Below are 17,987 nucleotides of genomic sequence, written 5' to 3'. Positions count from 1 at the left end.
GGAGGTCATGGGCCGCGAGCTGGCCGCCGAGTTGCGCGCCGAAGGCCACACCGACCTGCGCTCCGTGCCCGAAGCCCGCCTGCCCGACGCGCGCCGCCGCCGGGCCTGGCGCGCCGTCCAGCAAGGCTCGCCCGTGATCGAAGCCGAGCTGGGCCAGCAGCTGCGCGCCCTGCCCCGCCCCCGCGCCTTGCTGCGCATCGACACCATCGGCTACGCCACGCCCATCTGGGTCGGCACCCAGCCCTACCAGGTGCTGCCCTGCCAATGGACCGCCGAGATCGAAGACCCCGACACAGGCCGCTGGCAGACCCATGCCTTCCTGGCCGATGGCCTGAGCGACCCGCGCCGGCGCTTCGCCGAGACCCTGCTGTCCGCCCTGGGGCCCCGCGGCGCCGTCATCGCCTACAACGCCGGCTTCGAGCGCAACCGCCTGCGCGAGCTGGCCGCGCTCTTTGCCGACCTTGCCCCGGAGCTCGATGCCCTGCAAACCCGCATCGTCGACCTCTTCCAGCTGGCCCGCGCCCATGTCTACCACCCGGCCATGCGGGGATCCTGGTCCTTTGCCTCGGTCACCCGCGCCTTCGCGCCCGATCTCCCGGAAGACGGGCTCTCGCCCCAAGCTGCCTTTGCGCTGTGCATCAGCCCCAAACAGAGCGAAGCCCGCCGCCAGACGCTGCGTGCCCAGCTGCTGGCCCACGGGCAGCATGAAGTCACGGCCCTGATGCGCCTGCTGGTCAGCTTCGAGGCCCCTGGTCCGACCCTGAACGGAGCTGACGACGCTTGAGTGTTCGCCCCGGCCAAAAGCAAAGGCGCCGCACGGGCGCCCTTGGCATGGACGTCTGGCGCTCAGGCGGCCAACTTGCCCTTGCGCAAATCGGAAAGCAGCTTCTCTGCGCCCACCGCAAGACCGGATGCGTCAAAGCTCTTGCCGTACAACACCGTCCACACCAGCTTGGACAAAGACTGCTCCAGCCGGGTGGCCACCTCGGCCGACACGTAGCTGCCTGCAGGCACACCGGCTGCGTTGTCGGCCGCGATGTCGAAAGTCTGAATGGCCATGGTCACACTCCTCTATGGATGAGGGGCTCTCACCGCGAAAGCCCAGGCCTTCAAGATACGCAAGAGCCCTAATCCAAGGAGCATGCTGAGTCTTTGATCTGGCGCAAAACCCCGATGGCATCGGCCCTTTGCGCCGATGTCCTTTCACCTTCACAGGCTCAGCACGCGGGGCGCTTCGTCCTGCTCGGTCACCGTGGCTTCGCGCAGGGTGCCGTCTTCGCCATAGCGGTAGTCGTGGCGCATCTCCACCTCGCCATACACCAGCTTCTCCACCCACTGCATGCGGCCGGCGGTGTCATAGGCCGCACGGAAGTAGGTGTTGCGGTTGCGCAAGGCCTCGGGGTCCAACTCCTCGGCCATGCACAGAGGCAGGCTCACGCCACGGTAAGTCAGGAAGTAACGCAACGCCGCCTCAGTCATCCGGATTGCCCCAGGGGTGACTGCCCGGCACCAGCTTGGCCTTGATCCCAGCCTTCTCGATGGCGGCCATGTCTTTGTAGAAAGTGGCCTCGTGCACCAGGGTACCCGTCTTGGTGGTCACCCCCACGTAACGGGCCACCGTGTCCACGTCACACAGATACCCCCCGCCAGGGTCGGTCGTCGTGCGGATGTGGCCATTCCAGTCCACAAAAAAGCCTTCGGGCGTGCTCATGGTGCAAGGTCGCTTTCTCTGGATTCAAGCCGTCACCGGGGTGTCGAGCACCGCGCTCAGGGTCAGGCTCACGTTGTTCTTGGTCGCGTCCACATAAGGGCAGATGCCCTTGGCGCGCTCGATCAGGTTGTCGGCGTCGTCCTGGCTCAGGCTGCCGGCCATGTGCACGGTCAGGGTCAAGGCCATGCGGTAGGCGTCTTCGAAGGTCACGAACATCGACAGGTCGGCCTCGACGTAACAGCCCCGCAGCGGCACGTGCCCCTTCTTCGCAATGTGGCGCACCGAGTGCTCGAAACAGGCGGCAAACGCCCCGGCGAAAAGCTGCTCCGGATTCGGGCCATCGCCCTTGCCGCCCATGGCCGCGGGCACGGCCAGCTTGAGTTTCACGCTGCCGTCTTCGCTCTGCACTGTGCCGGTGCGGCCGCCTTGCGTCAGCATCTGGGCTTTGTAGACGAGGTCCATGGGGTGCTCCTGTTCCAGGGTCGAGGGTGGGGGAAACGGATGCCGACGTCAGGCGGCGGTATGAGGGCTCGGACAAGCTCTACGGGCGGCCACTTCGGGCGCAGCAGCACAGCCCTCCATCGAAGCCGATGTCGATGTCGATGTCGATGGGCCCAGGCCCACAAAGTCTTCGACCGCGGCCACCTCGAAGCCCACCATCCACGCGCCATCGGGGCGCTGCATCAGCGGCCGTCGGATCAACAAGGGCTCGGCCAGCAGCAGGTCCAGCGCGGCCTCGGCGTCCAGGGTCTCGGGCACCACCTCGCCCGACTTCACGCGGGGCGCCGCCCGGTTGAACCACTGCGCCACAGGCAGCCCCTGCAGACAGGGCATCAAGGTCTCGCGCGACCAGGCCGCGTCCAGCAGGCTGCGTCGCTCCAGGGTGTGGCCCGCGGCCTCCAGCATGGCGCGTTGCCGGGCATTGCCCCCGCAGCCAGGCTTCTCGTAGAACACAAGGTGGGTCATGGTCAAGGCTCAGGCCGGTGCGCCAGTCCGGGTGGCCGCACGCAGGAGTTGAAGGCATTCCAGGCTGGCCGCCATGTCCATGGCCGAAAACCCATCCTGGGTCTCGATGAACGGGTCGGCCCCCAGGTCCAGCAAGACCCGGACGATGCCCGGCTTGCTGCTGGAAGAGGCGTACATCAGGCTGGTGGCGCCGGTCGCATTGAGGTGGTCGATGGGCACACCCGCCTGGGCCAGCAAGGTCACCAGCTCCGGCTTGTTCGACACACAGGCCAGCCACAGGGCATTGTTGCCGTCGCCATTGGTGGCCTCCAGGCTCACCCCCTGAGCCAGCAGGGCCTGGGCCATGGCCAGGTCACCGCGCCAGGCCGCCTCCATCAAGGGCGTGTTGCCATGCGCGCCCGGGGTGTGCACATCGGGATAGGCGTGGGCGGCCAGCCAGTCGACCAAGGCTGGCGACAAGGGCTCGGTTTTGGCCAAAGACCGCTGCGGTGACAACGCATCGTGGTCCTGGTCCGGGTCTGCGTCGATCAAGGCCTGCGGTCCCGCCTGGGCCCAGGCTTCCCAGCCGCCGATCAGGTCCACCACGGTGTTGAACCCGAAGTCGCTGAACATCTCGGCATAGGTCTGGCTGGCATTGCCGTGGTAGCAATAGATGAACACCGGGCGCTGCTTGTCTTCGCGCAGCAGCAGGCGCTCGTGGTTGCGACCATCAAGGCGCTGGCTGCCGGGCAGATGGCCCCGGGCATGGTGGGCCGCGTCTCGGGCATCGAGCAGCAAGGCTTCAGGGTGAGCGGCCAGCCAGCTGGCAGCATCACGGGCCTTCAGGCGCAGGAATCGGGTGGAGGCGTTCATCCTTGGCTCCGGGGTTCAGGCATCGCTCAGGCTCACCTCAGGGCGGCCGGCATACGGGGGCTCGGAGCCGATGCGTGCGTCCACGATCGGCGCCCCCACGGTGAAGTGGTACAACGCCTGCAGGCCATCGCCATGCAGGCCCAGCAACTCGTGCACCGCGTCGTCGAAATAGCAGCCGATGCCCGTGCCACGGAAGCCCTCGGCCTCGGCCTGCATGTAGAGCACCTGCCCCAGCAGCCCCGACTCCTGAAACAGCGTGCGGTAGCGCGCGGGCGACTCGCTGACGGGCCCATCGAATTCGGCCAGCAGGCTCACGGCAAAGCAGGCATCGCTGGCGATGGCCTGATGGCAACTCAGCGTGCGCAGCGTGCCCGACAAGGTGGGGTGCGCCACCAGACGGTAGAGCGGCAGCCCTTGGGGCGCCTCGTCCACGCTTTGCCAATCCTGACCGGTCTGCAGGTGCTGGCGCAAGAGCGCCTCACCGTCCAGCGAACGAGGCAGCACATAGGCCCCGGGGGTCAGGCCCTCCACACGGTGCACAAACAGCACCGGGTGCACACAAGGCGCAGCCGGCCAGGCGTCAAAAGGCAGCCCGGCTGTGGGCAGGATCGCGTCCAGCAGGCGGAAAAACGCACCAGCCGGCATCTGCGCACGCTTGTCGAAATGCTGCGCACTGCGGCGCTCGCGGATCAGGTCGGCGGCCGGCAGGCCCCAGCGAGGCGGCAGCACGTCCGGTGGCATCTGACGCCAGCCTGTGCCCAGCCCCGGCACCGGATCTGGATCTGGATCTGGATCTGGATCTGGATCGATCGGAACCATCCCACACGGCGTCTGCTCACCACCTCCCCCCTCCCCTGCCGACACGGCCCGGGTGGCGCGGGCCACCTCGTCAATCACCGGCCAGCGGTACATCGGGTGGGCATCCAGCCGGCTGGCCTGCCCCTGCCATTCGCCCGAGGCGGCGGCCATCCGCGCCTGCAATGCCCACAGGCTGCCCTGCGCGTCGACCGTGGATTCGGCCGTCCATTCGGCCAACTCCCCAGGCCCCACCCGGATCAGCATTTCCGCCTCCTCACGCTCGGCCTTGCCGAAGTCGGCATCGCGGTCCACACCCAGCATCGTGGCCAGGGTCGCGTGGTCCAGCGCGGGCAGCAGCCGTGCCTGCCACCCCAGGGTGGACGCCGCATAACGCAGGCCTCCCAGGGCATGACCCGCGTCCAGCTGGCAATAGCGAAAGGCCCGCTCGCCGTACTTCCAGGCTTCGCGCCACTGGATCGAGCTCAAGCCCACCCACACGCCGGGCCCGGTCGCATCGTCCAGCGGCATCGCCCAAGGCTGCCGGAGCACCAGCGCGTGCTCGTAGGGCGCATAGTGGTACAGTCCATCGGCCAGACCGGCCACACCCAGCGCCATCACATAGGCCTCGGTGGGGTGCAGGTTGCCGCTCGAGGGGTTCGCCCGAACGGCCCAGCGGTCCGGCCCCTGCTGCTTCCAGGCCGTGAGCCCGAAGCTGAGCTCCAGCAGGGCAGACACCGCCTGCAGCGAGAGGGGCCACACGGCCGGCGCGTCATGGCCCGTCACGCCCAACACCCCTGCCCAGCTGGCCGAAAGGCCATCGGCAACCAGGGGCAGCCTTCGCACCGGGGCGCCATCCCAACGCCGAAATGGCGCGGGTTGGGCGTCCCAGTCCAGGGTCTCGGGCCCGGCCGCATAGCGCTGCAAGCGGTGCTTGCTGCGCTCATGGTAGGCCTTGACCTGGGCGTCTGCGCTGGCCATCGCGCGTCCTCAGACGGGGCGGTTTTCGTAAAGGTTGCGCACCGGGCCCATCAGCTTGCAACCCTCTTCGAAGGTGATGCTCGGGAAGGTCTGCGTGAAGCTGGCGGCCTTGTCGACGATGGCGTCCACCTTGCCCGCGGTATCGAGCTTCTTCAGGTCGTTCTTTTCCAGATACAGCAACTCCAGGGTCTCGTTGTAGACCGTGGCTTCGTCGATCGGGAGGATGTAGAACGTGGCCGGGCCCAGGGTCACCTGGTAGCGCTTAGAGAGGTCGATGTTGTCGCAATAGAAAAAGTACTTGCCCTTGGGCGAGAGCGCAGTGCCCAGCACGTCGACCACCATCTGCAGGTACTCGAAACTCAGCAGAAAGCCGGCGATGAAGGCGATGTGGTCTTCACCTTCCTGAGCGGCCGCAATGATCTGGTCTGTGCTGATCTCCGGCGGGCGGGCCTCGTCGGCACGCTTCTCGGCCAGCTTCAAGGCGATGTCACCGCGGAAACCCACGCGGCCGGGCTTTTTGGTCGGGCCCTTGAGCACACTGTTGAGCAAGCGGCCCTGTGCCTCCAGGGTGGCCAGGGCGGTGTTTTGGATGGCGGCGGTGGTCATGGTTGGCTTTCTTGGTTGGTGAGCGGAAACACGGAACAAGGGGGATCAGGTCTGGGACTGGTGCGGCGCAGCCACCTGGCCGGGCGCCACCTCACGCGGCCGACCGGGATGCGGTCGCATGTCCCCACCGGCATCGGTGTTGCGAATGAAGTCGGCGACCTTGTAGAAGGCCGCGTCGAGCTCGGCGCGCAGGCCCTCGTCGGGGCACTCCTGGGCCAAGGCCTGTCGCATGCAGGCCATCCAGGCGTCACGCGCCGCGGCATCAATGGGGAAAGGCTGGTGGCGACGGCGCAACATCGGTGCGCCGCGCTGGGGGGTGTAGGCCTTCGGCCCTCCCATCCATTCGCTGAGGTAGGCGACCAGCACGGCCTTGGTCGGCCCCAGATCGGGCTCGTGCATGGCCCGCACGGCCGCGGCCTCGGGCAAGGTGTCCATCGCGCGGTAAAACGCGTCGACCAGGCGAACCACCACGGCGTGCCCACCCAGGCGGATGAAGTGGTCGTTGCTCGGGGCCGCCGTGACGGCGGGCAAGGTCGCGTGGGGGTGGGGCTGGCTCATGCTCAGCCTGACCGCAACTGTTGTACCTGAGCATCACACCCGGTCTTTCAGGGGCCAGGAAGCCCGTTTTCCCTGGGGAAACGGCCGCGAGACCAAGCCACAAGCCCAGGAGCGACCACGGCCTGCCACGGGCCCTTTGTCGCGTTGCCCACAAACCGGACGGACACTGGCCGCCGTCCGGGTGCACGCACCCACGGCCCGCAAACACACAGGAAAGCGAGGCGCGCAAAGCAAAAAGCCCTGACGCTTTCGCATCAGGGCTTTGCTTTTTTTGGCGGAGTGGACGGGACTCGAACCCGCGACCCCCGGCGTGACAGGCCGGTATTCTAACCAACTGAACTACCACTCCGCAGTGGCAAACGACTTCGTTGATCTTGAGCACATGCTCTCGATCCACCAAGCGCCGTCAAGCTTGGTGACCCCTAGGGGATTCGAACCCCTGTAGCCACCGTGAAAGGGTGGTGTCCTAGGCCTCTAGACGAAGGGGCCTCCGTCAATCATCAAATTGTATACGATTTTTACTGCGTCTCGCTACCGGTCCTGACGCCACCTGCGATTTCCTGGGGCCAAACCCCAGGGCATCTTTGGTGGAGGTAAGCGGGATCGAACCGCTGACCTCTTGCATGCCATGCAAGCGCTCTCCCAGCTGAGCTATACCCCCACGTGATTCCTCACGACAGGGCGCCAGACTGGCACCGAGACTTCGTATCCATCGTCACCTTGCTGCGTCACCAGCAAGGCTTTCTTCAAACCTTTGGCGGAGTGGACGGGACTCGAACCCGCGACCCCCGGCGTGACAGGCCGGTATTCTAACCAACTGAACTACCACTCCGCAGTGGCTGACGTCTGTGGCTGCTTTCGCAACCCAAGTGCCGTCAAAACTTGGCGTCCCCTAGGGGATTCGAACCCCTGTAGCCACCGTGAAAGGGTGGTGTCCTAGGCCTCTAGACGAAGGGGACTGAATCCTTCTAAGTTCTCATCTCTTCGACGCCTTGCGACACAATCCGCAACCGGATCACCGACCCAACCAGATGTTGGTGGTGGAGGTAAGCGGGATCGAACCGCTGACCTCTTGCATGCCATGCAAGCGCTCTCCCAGCTGAGCTATACCCCCGTCGTGATTTCTATCCTTGCGGATCGTCATCGTTTCGGTTTGCCCGGCTGCCTTGTTGTTTCAAACAAAGCGTCGTTGAAGCGAGAATGAGAGTATAGAACGGTTTCGAAGTTTTTGGCAAGCCTCACGCTGTTTTCAGCAAACGTTGCAAAACAACGTCACGTTCAAACAACGCCAGCACGGCGTCCACAGAAGGCGTCTGGGCGCGACCGCACACCAGCAGGCGCACAGGGATGGCCAGCAAGGGCATCTTCAGACCGTGCTCACCCAGGGTCTCCTTCAGGGCCGCGGCCACACCGGCCTTGTCCCAGGACGCGGTTTCCAGGCGCTTGGCCAGCGAGGCCACTGCGGCCTTCACGGCATCGGTCAACAATGGGGTCAGCTCTTCGGCAGGCGGCGCCACATCGGCCACGTACATGCTCAGCCAGTCGGCCAACTCCACCGTGGTGCTGCAGCGGTCCTTGAAGAGCGCGCAATGGGCCACCAGGGCGTCATCGGCCACGCTCAGTCCGCGGGTGCGCAGGTGCTGGGCCACCAGGGCGGCCAGACGGGTGTCGTCCGCCGTCTTCACGTAGTGGGCGTTCACCCACGACAGCTTGGCCGCATCCCACTGAGCGGGGCTCTTGTTCAGGTGCGTGCCATCGAACCACGACACCATCTGCTCGATGCTGAAGAGCTCTTCGTCACCATGGCTCCAGCCCAGGCGCGCGAGGTAGTTCAGCATGGCCTCTGGCAGGTAGCCCAGTTCTTCGTAGTTGGACACGGCCACGGCGCCACGGCGCTTCGAAAGCTTGGCGCCGTCGTCCCCCAGGATCACGGGCAGGTGGCCAAAGGCGGGCAGCGTCGCACCCAGGGCCTTGTAGATGTTGATCTGCCAGGGGGTGTTGTTGATGTGCTCGTCGCCACGGAAAACATGGGTGATGGCCATGTCCCAGTCGTCGACCACCACGGCGAAGTTGTAGGTGGGCACGCCGTCGGCACGCTGGATGATCAGGTCGTCGATCTCCTTGTTGCCCACGGTGATCGGACCCTTGACCAGGTCGTCCCAGGTCACTTCGCCATCCAGCGGGTTCGCAAAGCGCACCACGGGCTTCACGCCCTCCGGCACAGGCGGCAGCACCTTGCCCGGGGCCGGACGCCAGCGGCCGTCGTAGCCGGTCTTCTCGCCACGGGCCTTCTGGGCTTCGCGCAAGGCGTTGAGCTCTTCGGGGGTGGTGTAGCAGAGGTAAGCCGTGCCGGCGGCCAGCATCTGGTCGATCACGGCCTGGTAGCGGTCCAGACGTTGCATCTGGTAGATCGGACCTTCGTCGTAGTCCAGCCCCAGCCAGTGCATGGACTGCAGGATCTGCTCGACCGAATCCTGGGTGGAGCGGGCGACGTCGGTGTCTTCGATGCGCAGCACGAACTGGCCGCCGTGGTGGCGGGCGTAGGCCCAGGAATACAGGGCCGTGCGGGCGGTGCCCAGGTGCAGGTAACCGGTGGGCGACGGGGCGATGCGGGTGCGGACTTGGGTCATACGGTGTGGGTGCTCAGACCGCGGGCCAGGTCGGCCTTGAGGTCGTCAATGTGTTCGAGGCCGACCGCAACGCGGATCATGCCCTGGGTGATGCCCGCGGCCAGGCGCTGCGCTTCGGCCAGGCGGCCATGCGAGGTGCTGGAGGGGTGGGTGATGAGGGTCTTGGTGTCGCCCAGGTTGGACGTGATGGAGCACAGACGGGTCTGGTCGATCACGTGGAAAGCCCCCTGACGCAGGCGTAGGGCGGGCTCTTCCAGGCCGTTGACCGGCGGCACCGTCAGGGGCGCACTGCTGGGCTTGACGGTGAAGGACACCACGGCGCCACCACAGCCGCTTTGCTGGCGCATGGCCAGTTCGTGCTGCGGGTGGCTGGGCAGACCTGGGTAGAAGACCTGGTCGACCGCGGGCTGGGCTTCCAGCCATTGGGCAAGCTGCAGTGCGTTCTCGCTCTGGGCCCGCATGCGGATCGACAAGGTTTCCAGGCCCTTGAGCACGACCCAGGCGTTGAAAGGCGAGAGCGTCATGCCCGCGCCGCGCAGGGTGGTCATCAGGGGGCCGTTGATGATGGCGTCGGGGCCACACACGGCGCCGGCCAGCACGCGGCCCTGGCCATCCAGGTACTTGGTGCCCGAATGGATGATGAGGTCGGCACCCAGCTTGGCCGGCTGCTGCAGCGCAGGCGAGCAGAAGCAGTTGTCGACCGCCAGCAGGGCTCCTGCCCCATGGGCGATGTCGGCCAGCCCGGCAATGTCGCAGACCTCGGTCAGCGGGTTGCTGGGGGTCTCGGCAAACAGGAGCCGGGTGTTGGGCTTGACGGCGGCGCGCCACTCGGCCAGGTCGGTCTGCGAGACAAAGGTGGTCTCGATGCCGAACTTGCCGAACTCGCGCTGCAACAGCGTGATGGTCGAGCCGAACACGCTTTGCGAACAGACCACGTGGTCACCCGCCTTGAGCAGGGCCATCACGGTCAAGAGGATGGCCGCCATGCCGCTGGCCGTGGCAATGCAGGCCTCGGTGCCTTCGAGCGCGGCCAGGCGGCGCTCGAACATCATCGTCGTCGGGTTGGTGAAACGCGAGTAGACGAAGGCCTCTTCTTCGTTGGCGAAGCGGGCCGCGGCCGTGGCCGCATCCGGGTGGTTGAAGCTGCTGGTCAGGAACAGGGCTTCGGAGTTCTCGCCCCATTGCGTGGCCGGCAGGCCCTCGCGCACGGCCAGGGTCTCGATGCGCACGCCGGACGGGAAGTCCTTGCGGGGCAGGCGTTTCTTGTCGTCGGAGGCGGCCATGGGCTCAGTCCTGTTTGTTTTGCAGGGCCAGACGGGAGTTGCTCGCGGCCTCTTCGTCCTTTTGCGTCAGGCGCTGGGACTCGATGGCGGCGAAGTCGGCGGCGCTGACGTCACCGGTGATGTACTCGCCGTCGAAACAGGAGGCCTCGAAGCCCTTGATGGCCGGGTTGAGCTGACCGATCACGCGCTTCATCGCATCCACGTCCTGGTAGATCAGGGCGTCGCAGCCGATGATCTGGCGGATGTCTTCGAGGGTGCGGCCATGGGCCACGAGCTCGGCCTTGGTGGGCATGTCGATGCCATAGACGTTGGGGAAGCGCACCGGGGGCGCGGCCGAAGCGAGGTAGACCTTGGCGGCACCGGCTTCGCGGGCCATCTGCACGATCTCCTTGGACGTGGTGCCACGCACGATGGAGTCATCGACCAGCAGCACGTTGCGGCCCTTGAACTCCAGGCCGATGGCATTGAGCTTCTGGCGAACCGACTTCTTGCGCGCGCTCTGGCCGGGCATGATGAAAGTGCGGCCGACGTAGCGGTTCTTGACGAAGCCTTCGCGGTAAGGCTTGCCCAGCTTCTGGGCCAGCTGCATGGCCGAGGGGCGGCTGGATTCGGGGATGGGGATGACCACGTCGATGTCGGACGGGGGCATGGTCGAGATCACGCGCTGGGCCAGCGTCTCGCCCATGTTGAGGCGAGCCTGGTAGACGGAGACGCCGTCGATGACCGAGTCCGGGCGGGCCAGGTAGACGAACTCGAACACGCAGGGGTGCAGGGTCGGGTTCTCGGCGCATTGCTTGGCGTGGACCACGCCGTCGAGGTCGACGAACAGGGCTTCACCCGGCTGCACATCGCGCACGAAGCGGTGGCTGGTGCCTTCCAGGGCCACCGATTCGCTGGCCACCATGACTTCGCGACCTTCGGGCAGATCGGCCTCGCCATAGCACAGGGGGCGGATGCCGTAAGGGTCACGGAAGGCGACCATGCCGTAGCCGGCGATCAGGCACACCACGGCGTAAGAGCCCTTGATGCGCTTGTGCACGGCGGCCACGGCCTTGAAGACGGCCTCGGGCGTCAGGGGCAGCTCACGGCCAGCAAGCTCCAGTTCGTGCGCCATCACGTTGATCAGGACTTCGGTGTCGCTGTCGGTGTTGAGGTGACGGCGGTCGATGTCGAACAGCTCCTTGCGCAGGTCGTGGGCGTTGGTCAGGTTGCCGTTGTGCACCAGCACCAGGCCAAAAGGCGCGTTCACGTAGAAGGGCTGTGCCTCTTCTTCGTTGAAGGCGTTGCCGGCGGTGGGGTAGCGGACCTGGCCGAGGCCCACGGTGCCGGGCAGCGCGCGCATGTCGCGGGTGCGGAACACGTCCTTCACCATGCCGCGGGCCTTGTGCATGAAGAACTTGCGGCCCAGCGCATCGGGGCCGGCCGTCACGATGCCGGCAGCGTCCTGACCGCGGTGCTGCAGCAGCAGCAGCGCGTCATAGATCAGCTGGTTGACGGGCGCCTTGGAAATCACACCAACGATGCCGCACATGGTTCACCTCTTCCAGATAACAAAAAGCAAAAAATTCAGGACTGCTCGGGCAGGAATTTGACCACCTGCTCGGGCAACGCGGGGCGGAGCCCCTCCAATAACACTGCAAGCCAGCCGACGCCGCGTGAAGCCTGCCACGGCTCCCAGCGCGCCAACGGCGTCATGTTCACCAGCGTGGCGACCACCAGGGCCACGAGCACGCCGCGTATCAGGCCGAACCCACCGCCCAGCAGCCGATCGGGGCCACTCAGGGGGGATTCGCGCATCAATTGGGTCACAGCCCAGGACAGGGCCGCCCAGGTCAACCAGGCGGCGACAAAAGCGCAGACCATGCCGGCCACCACATTGAGCCGGCCGCCGGCCTCGCCCACAGGCACGTGCAAGCCCACCGCCGGGCCCAGTGCGTTGGCCGCCGTGTAGGACACCAGCCATCCGCCCAGCGACATCACTTCGCTGACCAGGCCGCGCCAAAGCCCCATCACGACCGACAGGCCAAGGCCGATCAGCAGCAACAGGTCGACGATCGACCAGGGGCTGGCTGTGGCTGGGGTGACGCCCTCCATGGTGTGCTCTCAGGCTGCCGCGTCAGAGCGTGAGCAGGTTGCCGCCCAGGCCAGCCTTGCGCAGGGTCGCCATGGCCTTGTCAGCCTCGGCCTTGTCGGCATAAGGCCCCACGCGCACGCGGATGCGCTTGCCATCGGGCGTGTCGACCGCCTGCGTGTAGGTCTTGATGCCCAGGCGCTCGACCTTCTGGCGCACATCCTGCGCCTTGGTGGCATCGCCAAATGCGCCAATCTGCACGATGTAGCGGCTGGCATCCTTGTCTGCGGCTTTCTCTGCCACCTTCTCGACCGGCTTGCTGGCCGCGGCCTTGGCCTTCTCGGCCTTGTCCTTCTCGGCCAGCTTCACCGCCTTGTCCTTGTCTGCGGACTTCTCAGCCACCTTCTCCAACGGCTTGTCCGATGGTTTGTCCGATGGTTTGTCGTGCGACTTGGCCGGCTCGGGCTTCCTCTCGACATGGGGCTCGGTTTTGCGTTCGGCCACGCGCGCCTCCGCAGGCTCGGCGGCCTTCTTCACCGGGGGCTTGTCGCTGAGGATTTCTTCGCGGGGCTCGCGAGGCTCATGGGATTCGGCTTTGGCGGCGGCCTTCGGCGCGTCCTTCACGGGCTCCGCGGCCTTGGGTTCCGGGGCCACAAGCCCGGTGGCGGGCGCCTCGTCATCGGCTTCGGAAGCCTGGGGCGCCACGATGCCGGCCACGGCGACCTTGCCCGAGGCCATCGGACGCGGATGACCGTTGGGCGTGGTACGGCCCTCACCAGCCTGCACGATCTGGACATCGGCCGACAGAGGACGCGGCTGGGTCTCGAACAACCAGGGGAAGCCCACCACACCGGCGCCCACCAGCACCACCATGCCGACCAGGCGGCGGCGTGCGCGGGTGCGGGTGGCCTCGATGTCGGCTTGGGACAGGGGCACGGCATCGGCCACGGACTTGGTGTCGGCGGCACCTTGACGGAGGCGCTGAAGGAAAGAAGGCAGCGGCATGCTCGGTGTGGATCAGGGTCTGTTCAGGGGATGCAGACGGCCATACCGCTCAGGGCGCGTCCGGGGTGGTCTGCTCCGCTGACGCCATGTGCGGCGCATTCAGCTTGGGCAAGCCCTCATGCAGCACGCCCCCAACGGTGTAGAACGACCCGAAAACCACGATTCTATCCGTCGGGTCGGCCGCAGCCAGCGCCGCCTTGAGCGCACTCATGGGATCGGCGTGGGTGCTGACGGTGGCCTTTGGCGCTGTGGCCGAGGGGTTGGCAGACACCACCTCGGTGATGGTCTGGGCCAACTGGGCCGCGGTGGCGGCACGGTCGGTCGGCAGATCGGTGAGGTACCAGGCGTCGATCAGGGGACGCAGCTTGGCCACCATGCCCGCGGCGTCCTTGTCGGCCATGGCGCCCCACACGGCGTGCGTGCGAGGGAAGAAGCCCATCTGGTCCAAGTTGGCGGCCAGGGTGGCCACCGCATGCGGGTTGTGCGCCACATCCAGGATCAACGTGGGCTGCCCCGGGATGATCTGAAAGCGCCCCGGCAGCTCGACCGTGGCCAGCCCCGTGCGCACCGCCTGTGCCGTGACCGGCAGGCGTGGGCGCATGGCCTCGAGCGCGGCCAGCACCCCTGACGCGTTGAGCAACTGGTTGGCACCGCGCAAGGCGGGGTAGGCCATGCCATTGAAGCGCTTGCTGCGACCGCCCCACGACCACTGCTGGCGGTCGCCTGCATAGTTGTGGTCGCGGCCAAACAGCCACAGGTCGGCACCGATGTCGGTCGCATGGTCGATCAGGCGTTGCGGCGCCTGCGGATCGGACACGATGGCCGGGCGCCCTGCCCTCATGATGCCGGCCTTCTCGAAGCCGATGGCCTCGCGGTCCGGACCCAGCCAGTCCATGTGGTCCAGGTCGATGCTGGTGACGATGGCGCAGTCGGTGTCGATGATGTTGACCGCATCCAACCGACCGCCCAGTCCCACTTCCAGCACCACCGCGTCCAGCCCGGAGGTGGCCAACAGGCGCATGATGGCCAGGGTGGTGAACTCGAAATAGGTCAGCGGGATGTCGCCACGAGCCGCCTCGATGGCCGCGAAATGCGGAATCAGCTGCTCGGCCGTGACCAGGTCGCCCTGGATGCGGCAGCGCTCCTCGAAGCGCACCAGGTGCGGCGAACCATAGACCCCCACCCGAAAGCCATTCGCCATGAGGATGCCTTCGAGCATGGCGCAGGTCGAGCCCTTGCCATTGGTACCCGCCACGGTGAAGACCACAGGCGGCGTGCTGCCGTCGGCACGCTCGGCGTCTTCCTGGCCCAGCGGCGTGCCCAGCACGACGCCACTGCGAGACCAGACCTCGCCCACACGGGTCAGGCCCATGTCGATGCCCACCGGATGCAGGCGCTCACAGTGCGTCAGCCAGTCGTCGAGGGTATGCAGGTCGGCCACGTTCAGAGGGGTGTCAGGGGCGCTCATGGCAGCTCAGGTGGGGCAGGATCAGAAAAACAAAAGGGCTGCACTCAACGCGCAGCCCGGTGGCGACAAGGCCCAGGCCGAAACCCGGACCCTGGCTCAACAGGAGACTCAGCTGGCCACGGCGTCGGCCGGCTGGCGCAGCATGATGGCGCACTGGCGGGCGATGGCTTCGCGCAGTTCGCGGCGGTCCGTGATCATGTCGACGGCACCCTTTTGCAGCAGGAACTCTGCGCGCTGGAAGCCCTCGGGCAGCACTTCGCGAACGGTGTTCTCGATCACGCGGGGGCCGGCGAAACCAATCAGGGCCTTGGGTTCGGCGATGACCACGTCACCCATGAAGGCGAACGAGGCCGAGACGCCACCCATGGTCGGATCGGTCAGCACGCTGATGTAGGGCAGCTTGGCTTTGGCCAGGCGTGTGAGGGCCGCGTTGGTCTTGGCCATCTGCATCAGGCTCAGCAGGCCCTCCTGCATGCGGGCACCACCGGTGGCGGTGAAGGAGATGAAGGGGGTCTTCTGTTCGACGGCGGTTTCCACGCCGCGCACAAAGCGCTCACCCACCACCGACCCCATGGAGCCACCCATGAAATCGAACTCGAAGCAGGCCGCCACCACGGGGATGCTTAGCACCGAGCCACCCATGACGATCAGGGCGTCGGTCTCGCCCGTGGACTCCATGGCCTGCTTGATGCGGTCCGGGTACTTCTTGCTGTCGCGGAACTTCAGGGCGTCGACAGGCAGGACTTCCTGGCCCAGTTCGTAGCGTCCCTCGGCATCGAGGAAGGCGTCCAGACGGGCGCGCGCACCGATGCGGTGGTGGTGGCCGCACTTAGGGCAGACGTTGACGTTGGCTTCCAGGTCGTTCTTGTAGAGGACCGTTTCACACGAAGGGCACTTGACCCACAGACCTTCCGGGACGGACCGGCGCTCGGACGGGTCGGTCGGTTGGATCTTGGGGGGCAGCAGTTTTTCAAGCCAGCTCATGTTCAGCCTTTCAAAGAGTCAAGCGCCACACGGATCTCGGTCATGAAATCGCGAGCGGCAGCGGCCACGGTGGCCGGGCTTTGCACTTCGAGCAACTGCACGAGGCGCGAGCCAATCACCACGGCGTCCGACACCGCACCCACCGCCTTGGCGGTTTCGGCGTCACGGATGCCAAAGCCCACACCAACGGGCACGTTCACGTGCGCCTTGATGCGGGGAACCATGTCGGCCACGGCGGCGGTGTCGAGGTGTCCCGCACCCGTCACGCCCTTGAGCGACACGTAATACACATAGCCTGCGGCCACGCGGCCCACCTGGGCCATGCGGGCTTCCGACGAGGTCGGCGCCAGCAGGAAGATGGGCGCGAGGCCTTCGGCCTTGAGGCGTGCGGCAAAGTCCTCGCACTCCTCGGGCGGGTAGTCCACCACGAGCACGCCATCGACACCGGCGGCCTTGGCATCGCGCACAAAGCTGCCCGCACCGTGGCGGAGATCGTGGTTTTCAATCGGGTTGGCATAGCCCATCAGCACCACAGGCGTGGTGTTGTCGCGCTCACGGAAGGCCTTCACATCGGCCAGCACGTGGTTGAGCGAAATGCCATGCACCAGGGCGCGCTCGGCAGCCTTCTGGATCACCGGGCCGTCGGCCATGGGATCAGAGAACGGCACACCCAGTTCGATCACGTCGGCACCGCCCTCGGCCAGGGCCAACATGACCTCGACCGTCTGTTCGGGGAAGGGGTCACCGCAGGTGATGTAAGGGATCAGGGCCTTGCGCCCCTCGGCCTTCAGGGCAGCAAACTTGGCTTCCAGGCGGCTCATGCGACACCCCCCTTCACCGATTGACCACGGCAGGACGGGCGGCAGTAGAACTCGGCGCCCGTCAGATCGGCCACGGTGCCGATGTCCTTGTCGCCACGGCCCGACAGGTTGACCAGAATGTGCTGATCGGGGCGCATGGTGGCGGCCAGCTTCATGGCGTAGGCCGCCGCATGGCTGGACTCCAGCGCAGGGATGATGCCCTCGGTGCGGCACAGGCGGTGGAAGGCGTCCAGCGCCTCCTTGTCGGTGATGCCGACGTACTCGGCCCGACCGATGTCCTTCAGGTACGCGTGCTCGGGGCCCACGCCAGGATAGTCAAGGCCGGCCGACACCGAATGGGTTTCGGTGATCTGGCCGTTTTCGTCCTGCAGCAGGTAGGTGCGGTTGCCATGCAGCACGCCTGGCACACCCTTTTGCAGCGACATCGAGTGCTTGCCACTCTCGTAACCTTCACCCGCTGCCTCCACACCGATCAGGCGCGTGCCTTCGTGCGGGATGTACGGGTAGAAAATGCCCATGGCGTTGGAGCCGCCGCCCACGCAGGCGACCACGGCATCAGGCTGCCGGCCAATGGCCAGGGGCATCTGCTGCAGACATTCTTCACCGATCACGGCCTGGAAATCGCGCACCATCGCAGGATACGGGTGCGGACCCGCCACGGTTCCGATGATGTAGAAGGTGTTTTCCACATTGGTCACCCAGTCGCGCATGGCTTCGTTCAGCGCGTCTTTGAGGGTCTTGCTGCCAGACTCCACTGGCACGACCTTGGCACCCAGCAGGTGCATGCGGTAGACGTTGGGCGACTGGCGCTTCACGTCTTCCGCCCCCATGTAGACCACGCACTCCATGCCGTATCGGGCACAGATGGTGGCCGTGGCCACACCGTGCTGACCAGCCCCGGTCTCGGCGATCACGCGGGGCTTGCCCATGCGCTTGGCCAGCAGGGCCTGACCGATGGTGTTGTTGATCTTGTGGGCGCCCGTGTGATTGAGGTCTTCGCGCTTGAAGTGGATCTGAGCGCCGCCCAGTTCGCGGCTGAGGCGGTCGGCGTGGTAGATCGGGCTGGGGCGGCCCACGAAGTTGGCGAGTTCCCGACGGAACTCAGCCTTGAAGGTTTCGTCGTGGCGGTAGTGCTCGTAGACGTTCTTGAGTTCTTCGAGGGCGTAGATCAGCGTCTCGGAAACAAAGGTCCCGCCGTAGGGGCCAAAGTGGCCGCGGGCGTCGGGCTGTTGGTAATTCAGCATGTGACTCTCAAT

At 66.2% G+C, this 17,987-nt stretch carries 19 protein-coding genes and 6 tRNA genes; 1 reads left to right on the top strand and 24 read right to left on the bottom strand.

Annotated elements, in window-relative coordinates:
* Nucleotides 1-784 (top strand): DUF2779 domain-containing protein (locus tag QZ994_RS02020; protein ID WP_290867469.1); only part of this gene is annotated, 784 nt, incomplete at its 5' end.
* 62 nt (nucleotides 785-846) lie between these two features.
* Here the strand turns inward: QZ994_RS02020 and QZ994_RS02015 are convergent.
* The 24 genes from QZ994_RS02015 to trpB form a co-directional block, all read right to left on the bottom strand.
* Nucleotides 847-1,059, bottom strand: a complete 213-nt coding sequence (locus QZ994_RS02015; RefSeq protein WP_290867466.1) for a hypothetical protein — start codon at nucleotides 1,057-1,059, stop codon at nucleotides 847-849.
* A 150-nt stretch (nucleotides 1,060-1,209) separates the two neighbouring features.
* Nucleotides 1,210-1,464 carry a DUF6156 family protein gene (locus QZ994_RS02010; RefSeq protein ID WP_290867464.1) on the bottom strand — a complete coding sequence of 85 codons (255 nt, stop codon included), beginning with the start codon at nucleotides 1,462-1,464 and terminating at the stop codon, nucleotides 1,210-1,212.
* Nucleotides 1,465-1,471: 7 nt separating this feature from the next.
* A complete protein-coding gene (locus QZ994_RS02005; RefSeq protein WP_290867462.1) occupies nucleotides 1,472-1,711 on the bottom strand; it encodes a hypothetical protein in 240 nt (79 codons plus the stop codon).
* A 24-nt stretch (nucleotides 1,712-1,735) separates the two neighbouring features.
* Nucleotides 1,736-2,173 carry an Ohr family peroxiredoxin gene (locus QZ994_RS02000; protein WP_290867459.1) on the bottom strand — a complete coding sequence of 146 codons (438 nt, stop codon included), beginning with the start codon at nucleotides 2,171-2,173 and terminating at the stop codon, nucleotides 1,736-1,738.
* Nucleotides 2,174-2,221: 48 nt separating this feature from the next.
* Nucleotides 2,222-2,677 (bottom strand): ArsC/Spx/MgsR family protein, encoded by a 456-nt coding sequence (locus tag QZ994_RS01995; protein ID WP_290867456.1) that lies wholly within the window; start codon nucleotides 2,675-2,677, stop codon nucleotides 2,222-2,224.
* Between the two features lie 9 nt (nucleotides 2,678-2,686).
* Nucleotides 2,687-3,529 carry an ankyrin repeat domain-containing protein gene (locus tag QZ994_RS01990; RefSeq protein ID WP_290867454.1) on the bottom strand — a complete coding sequence of 281 codons (843 nt, stop codon included), beginning with the start codon at nucleotides 3,527-3,529 and terminating at the stop codon, nucleotides 2,687-2,689.
* Between the two features lie 15 nt (nucleotides 3,530-3,544).
* On the bottom strand, nucleotides 3,545-5,305 hold the full coding sequence (locus QZ994_RS01985; protein WP_290867451.1) for a SagB family peptide dehydrogenase: 1,761 nt from the start codon (nucleotides 5,303-5,305) through the stop codon (nucleotides 3,545-3,547).
* A gap of 9 nt (nucleotides 5,306-5,314) precedes the next feature.
* The gene (locus QZ994_RS01980) at nucleotides 5,315-5,911 is read right to left on the bottom strand and encodes a hypothetical protein (protein ID WP_290867448.1); all 597 of its coding nucleotides are present in this window, start codon (nucleotides 5,909-5,911) and stop codon (nucleotides 5,315-5,317) included.
* Nucleotides 5,912-5,956: 45 nt separating this feature from the next.
* Nucleotides 5,957-6,469: a group II truncated hemoglobin gene (locus tag QZ994_RS01975; protein ID WP_367172247.1), complete on the bottom strand. Its 513-nt coding sequence runs from the start codon at nucleotides 6,467-6,469 to the stop codon at nucleotides 5,957-5,959.
* A 272-nt stretch (nucleotides 6,470-6,741) separates the two neighbouring features.
* A tRNA-Asp gene (locus tag QZ994_RS01970) sits at nucleotides 6,742-6,818 on the bottom strand.
* Nucleotides 6,819-6,882: 64 nt separating this feature from the next.
* A tRNA-Glu gene (locus tag QZ994_RS01965) sits at nucleotides 6,883-6,958 on the bottom strand.
* 96 nt (nucleotides 6,959-7,054) lie between these two features.
* Nucleotides 7,055-7,130: transfer RNA gene (locus tag QZ994_RS01960), tRNA-Ala, on the bottom strand.
* Nucleotides 7,131-7,224: 94 nt separating this feature from the next.
* Nucleotides 7,225-7,301: transfer RNA gene (locus QZ994_RS01955), tRNA-Asp, on the bottom strand.
* A 51-nt stretch (nucleotides 7,302-7,352) separates the two neighbouring features.
* Nucleotides 7,353-7,428 (bottom strand) — tRNA-Glu (locus QZ994_RS01950).
* Nucleotides 7,429-7,507: 79 nt separating this feature from the next.
* A tRNA-Ala gene (locus tag QZ994_RS01945) sits at nucleotides 7,508-7,583 on the bottom strand.
* A gap of 124 nt (nucleotides 7,584-7,707) precedes the next feature.
* Complete coding sequence (gltX, locus tag QZ994_RS01940) at nucleotides 7,708-9,099, bottom strand: glutamate--tRNA ligase (protein ID WP_290867447.1); 1,392 nt, start codon at nucleotides 9,097-9,099, stop codon at nucleotides 7,708-7,710.
* Complete coding sequence (locus tag QZ994_RS01935) at nucleotides 9,096-10,382, bottom strand: O-succinylhomoserine sulfhydrylase (RefSeq protein WP_290867444.1); 1,287 nt, start codon at nucleotides 10,380-10,382, stop codon at nucleotides 9,096-9,098. The genes gltX and QZ994_RS01935 overlap by 4 nt, the downstream gene beginning before the upstream one ends.
* A 4-nt stretch (nucleotides 10,383-10,386) precedes the next feature.
* Nucleotides 10,387-11,913, bottom strand: coding sequence for an amidophosphoribosyltransferase (gene purF / locus QZ994_RS01930; RefSeq protein ID WP_290867442.1), 1,527 nt, complete (start codon nucleotides 11,911-11,913; stop codon nucleotides 10,387-10,389).
* 35 nt (nucleotides 11,914-11,948) lie between these two features.
* The gene (locus tag QZ994_RS01925; RefSeq protein WP_290867439.1) at nucleotides 11,949-12,476 is read right to left on the bottom strand and encodes a CvpA family protein; all 528 of its coding nucleotides are present in this window, start codon (nucleotides 12,474-12,476) and stop codon (nucleotides 11,949-11,951) included.
* Between the two features lie 22 nt (nucleotides 12,477-12,498).
* Nucleotides 12,499-13,458: an SPOR domain-containing protein gene (locus QZ994_RS01920; protein WP_290867436.1), complete on the bottom strand. Its 960-nt coding sequence runs from the start codon at nucleotides 13,456-13,458 to the stop codon at nucleotides 12,499-12,501.
* A 49-nt stretch (nucleotides 13,459-13,507) separates the two neighbouring features.
* Entirely contained in the window at nucleotides 13,508-14,926 is a 1,419-nt protein-coding gene (gene folC / locus QZ994_RS01915) for a bifunctional tetrahydrofolate synthase/dihydrofolate synthase (protein ID WP_290867434.1), read from the bottom strand.
* 108 nt (nucleotides 14,927-15,034) lie between these two features.
* Nucleotides 15,035-15,910 (bottom strand): acetyl-CoA carboxylase, carboxyltransferase subunit beta, encoded by an 876-nt coding sequence (gene accD / locus QZ994_RS01910; protein WP_290867431.1) that lies wholly within the window; start codon nucleotides 15,908-15,910, stop codon nucleotides 15,035-15,037.
* Between the two features lie 2 nt (nucleotides 15,911-15,912).
* Nucleotides 15,913-16,731: a tryptophan synthase subunit alpha gene (gene trpA, locus QZ994_RS01905; RefSeq protein WP_290867428.1), complete on the bottom strand. Its 819-nt coding sequence runs from the start codon at nucleotides 16,729-16,731 to the stop codon at nucleotides 15,913-15,915.
* The gene (trpB, locus tag QZ994_RS01900) at nucleotides 16,728-17,975 is read right to left on the bottom strand and encodes a tryptophan synthase subunit beta (RefSeq protein WP_290867426.1); all 1,248 of its coding nucleotides are present in this window, start codon (nucleotides 17,973-17,975) and stop codon (nucleotides 16,728-16,730) included. Before trpB ends, trpA begins: the two co-directional genes overlap by 4 nt.
* Nucleotides 17,976-17,987: the final 12 nt, after the last annotated feature.

This window comes from Aquabacterium sp. (assembly GCF_021768455.1).
In the GTDB taxonomy this organism is placed as follows: domain Bacteria; phylum Pseudomonadota; class Gammaproteobacteria; order Burkholderiales; family Burkholderiaceae_C; genus Aquabacterium.
This window is presented reverse-complemented; position numbering and strand designations above follow the sequence as displayed.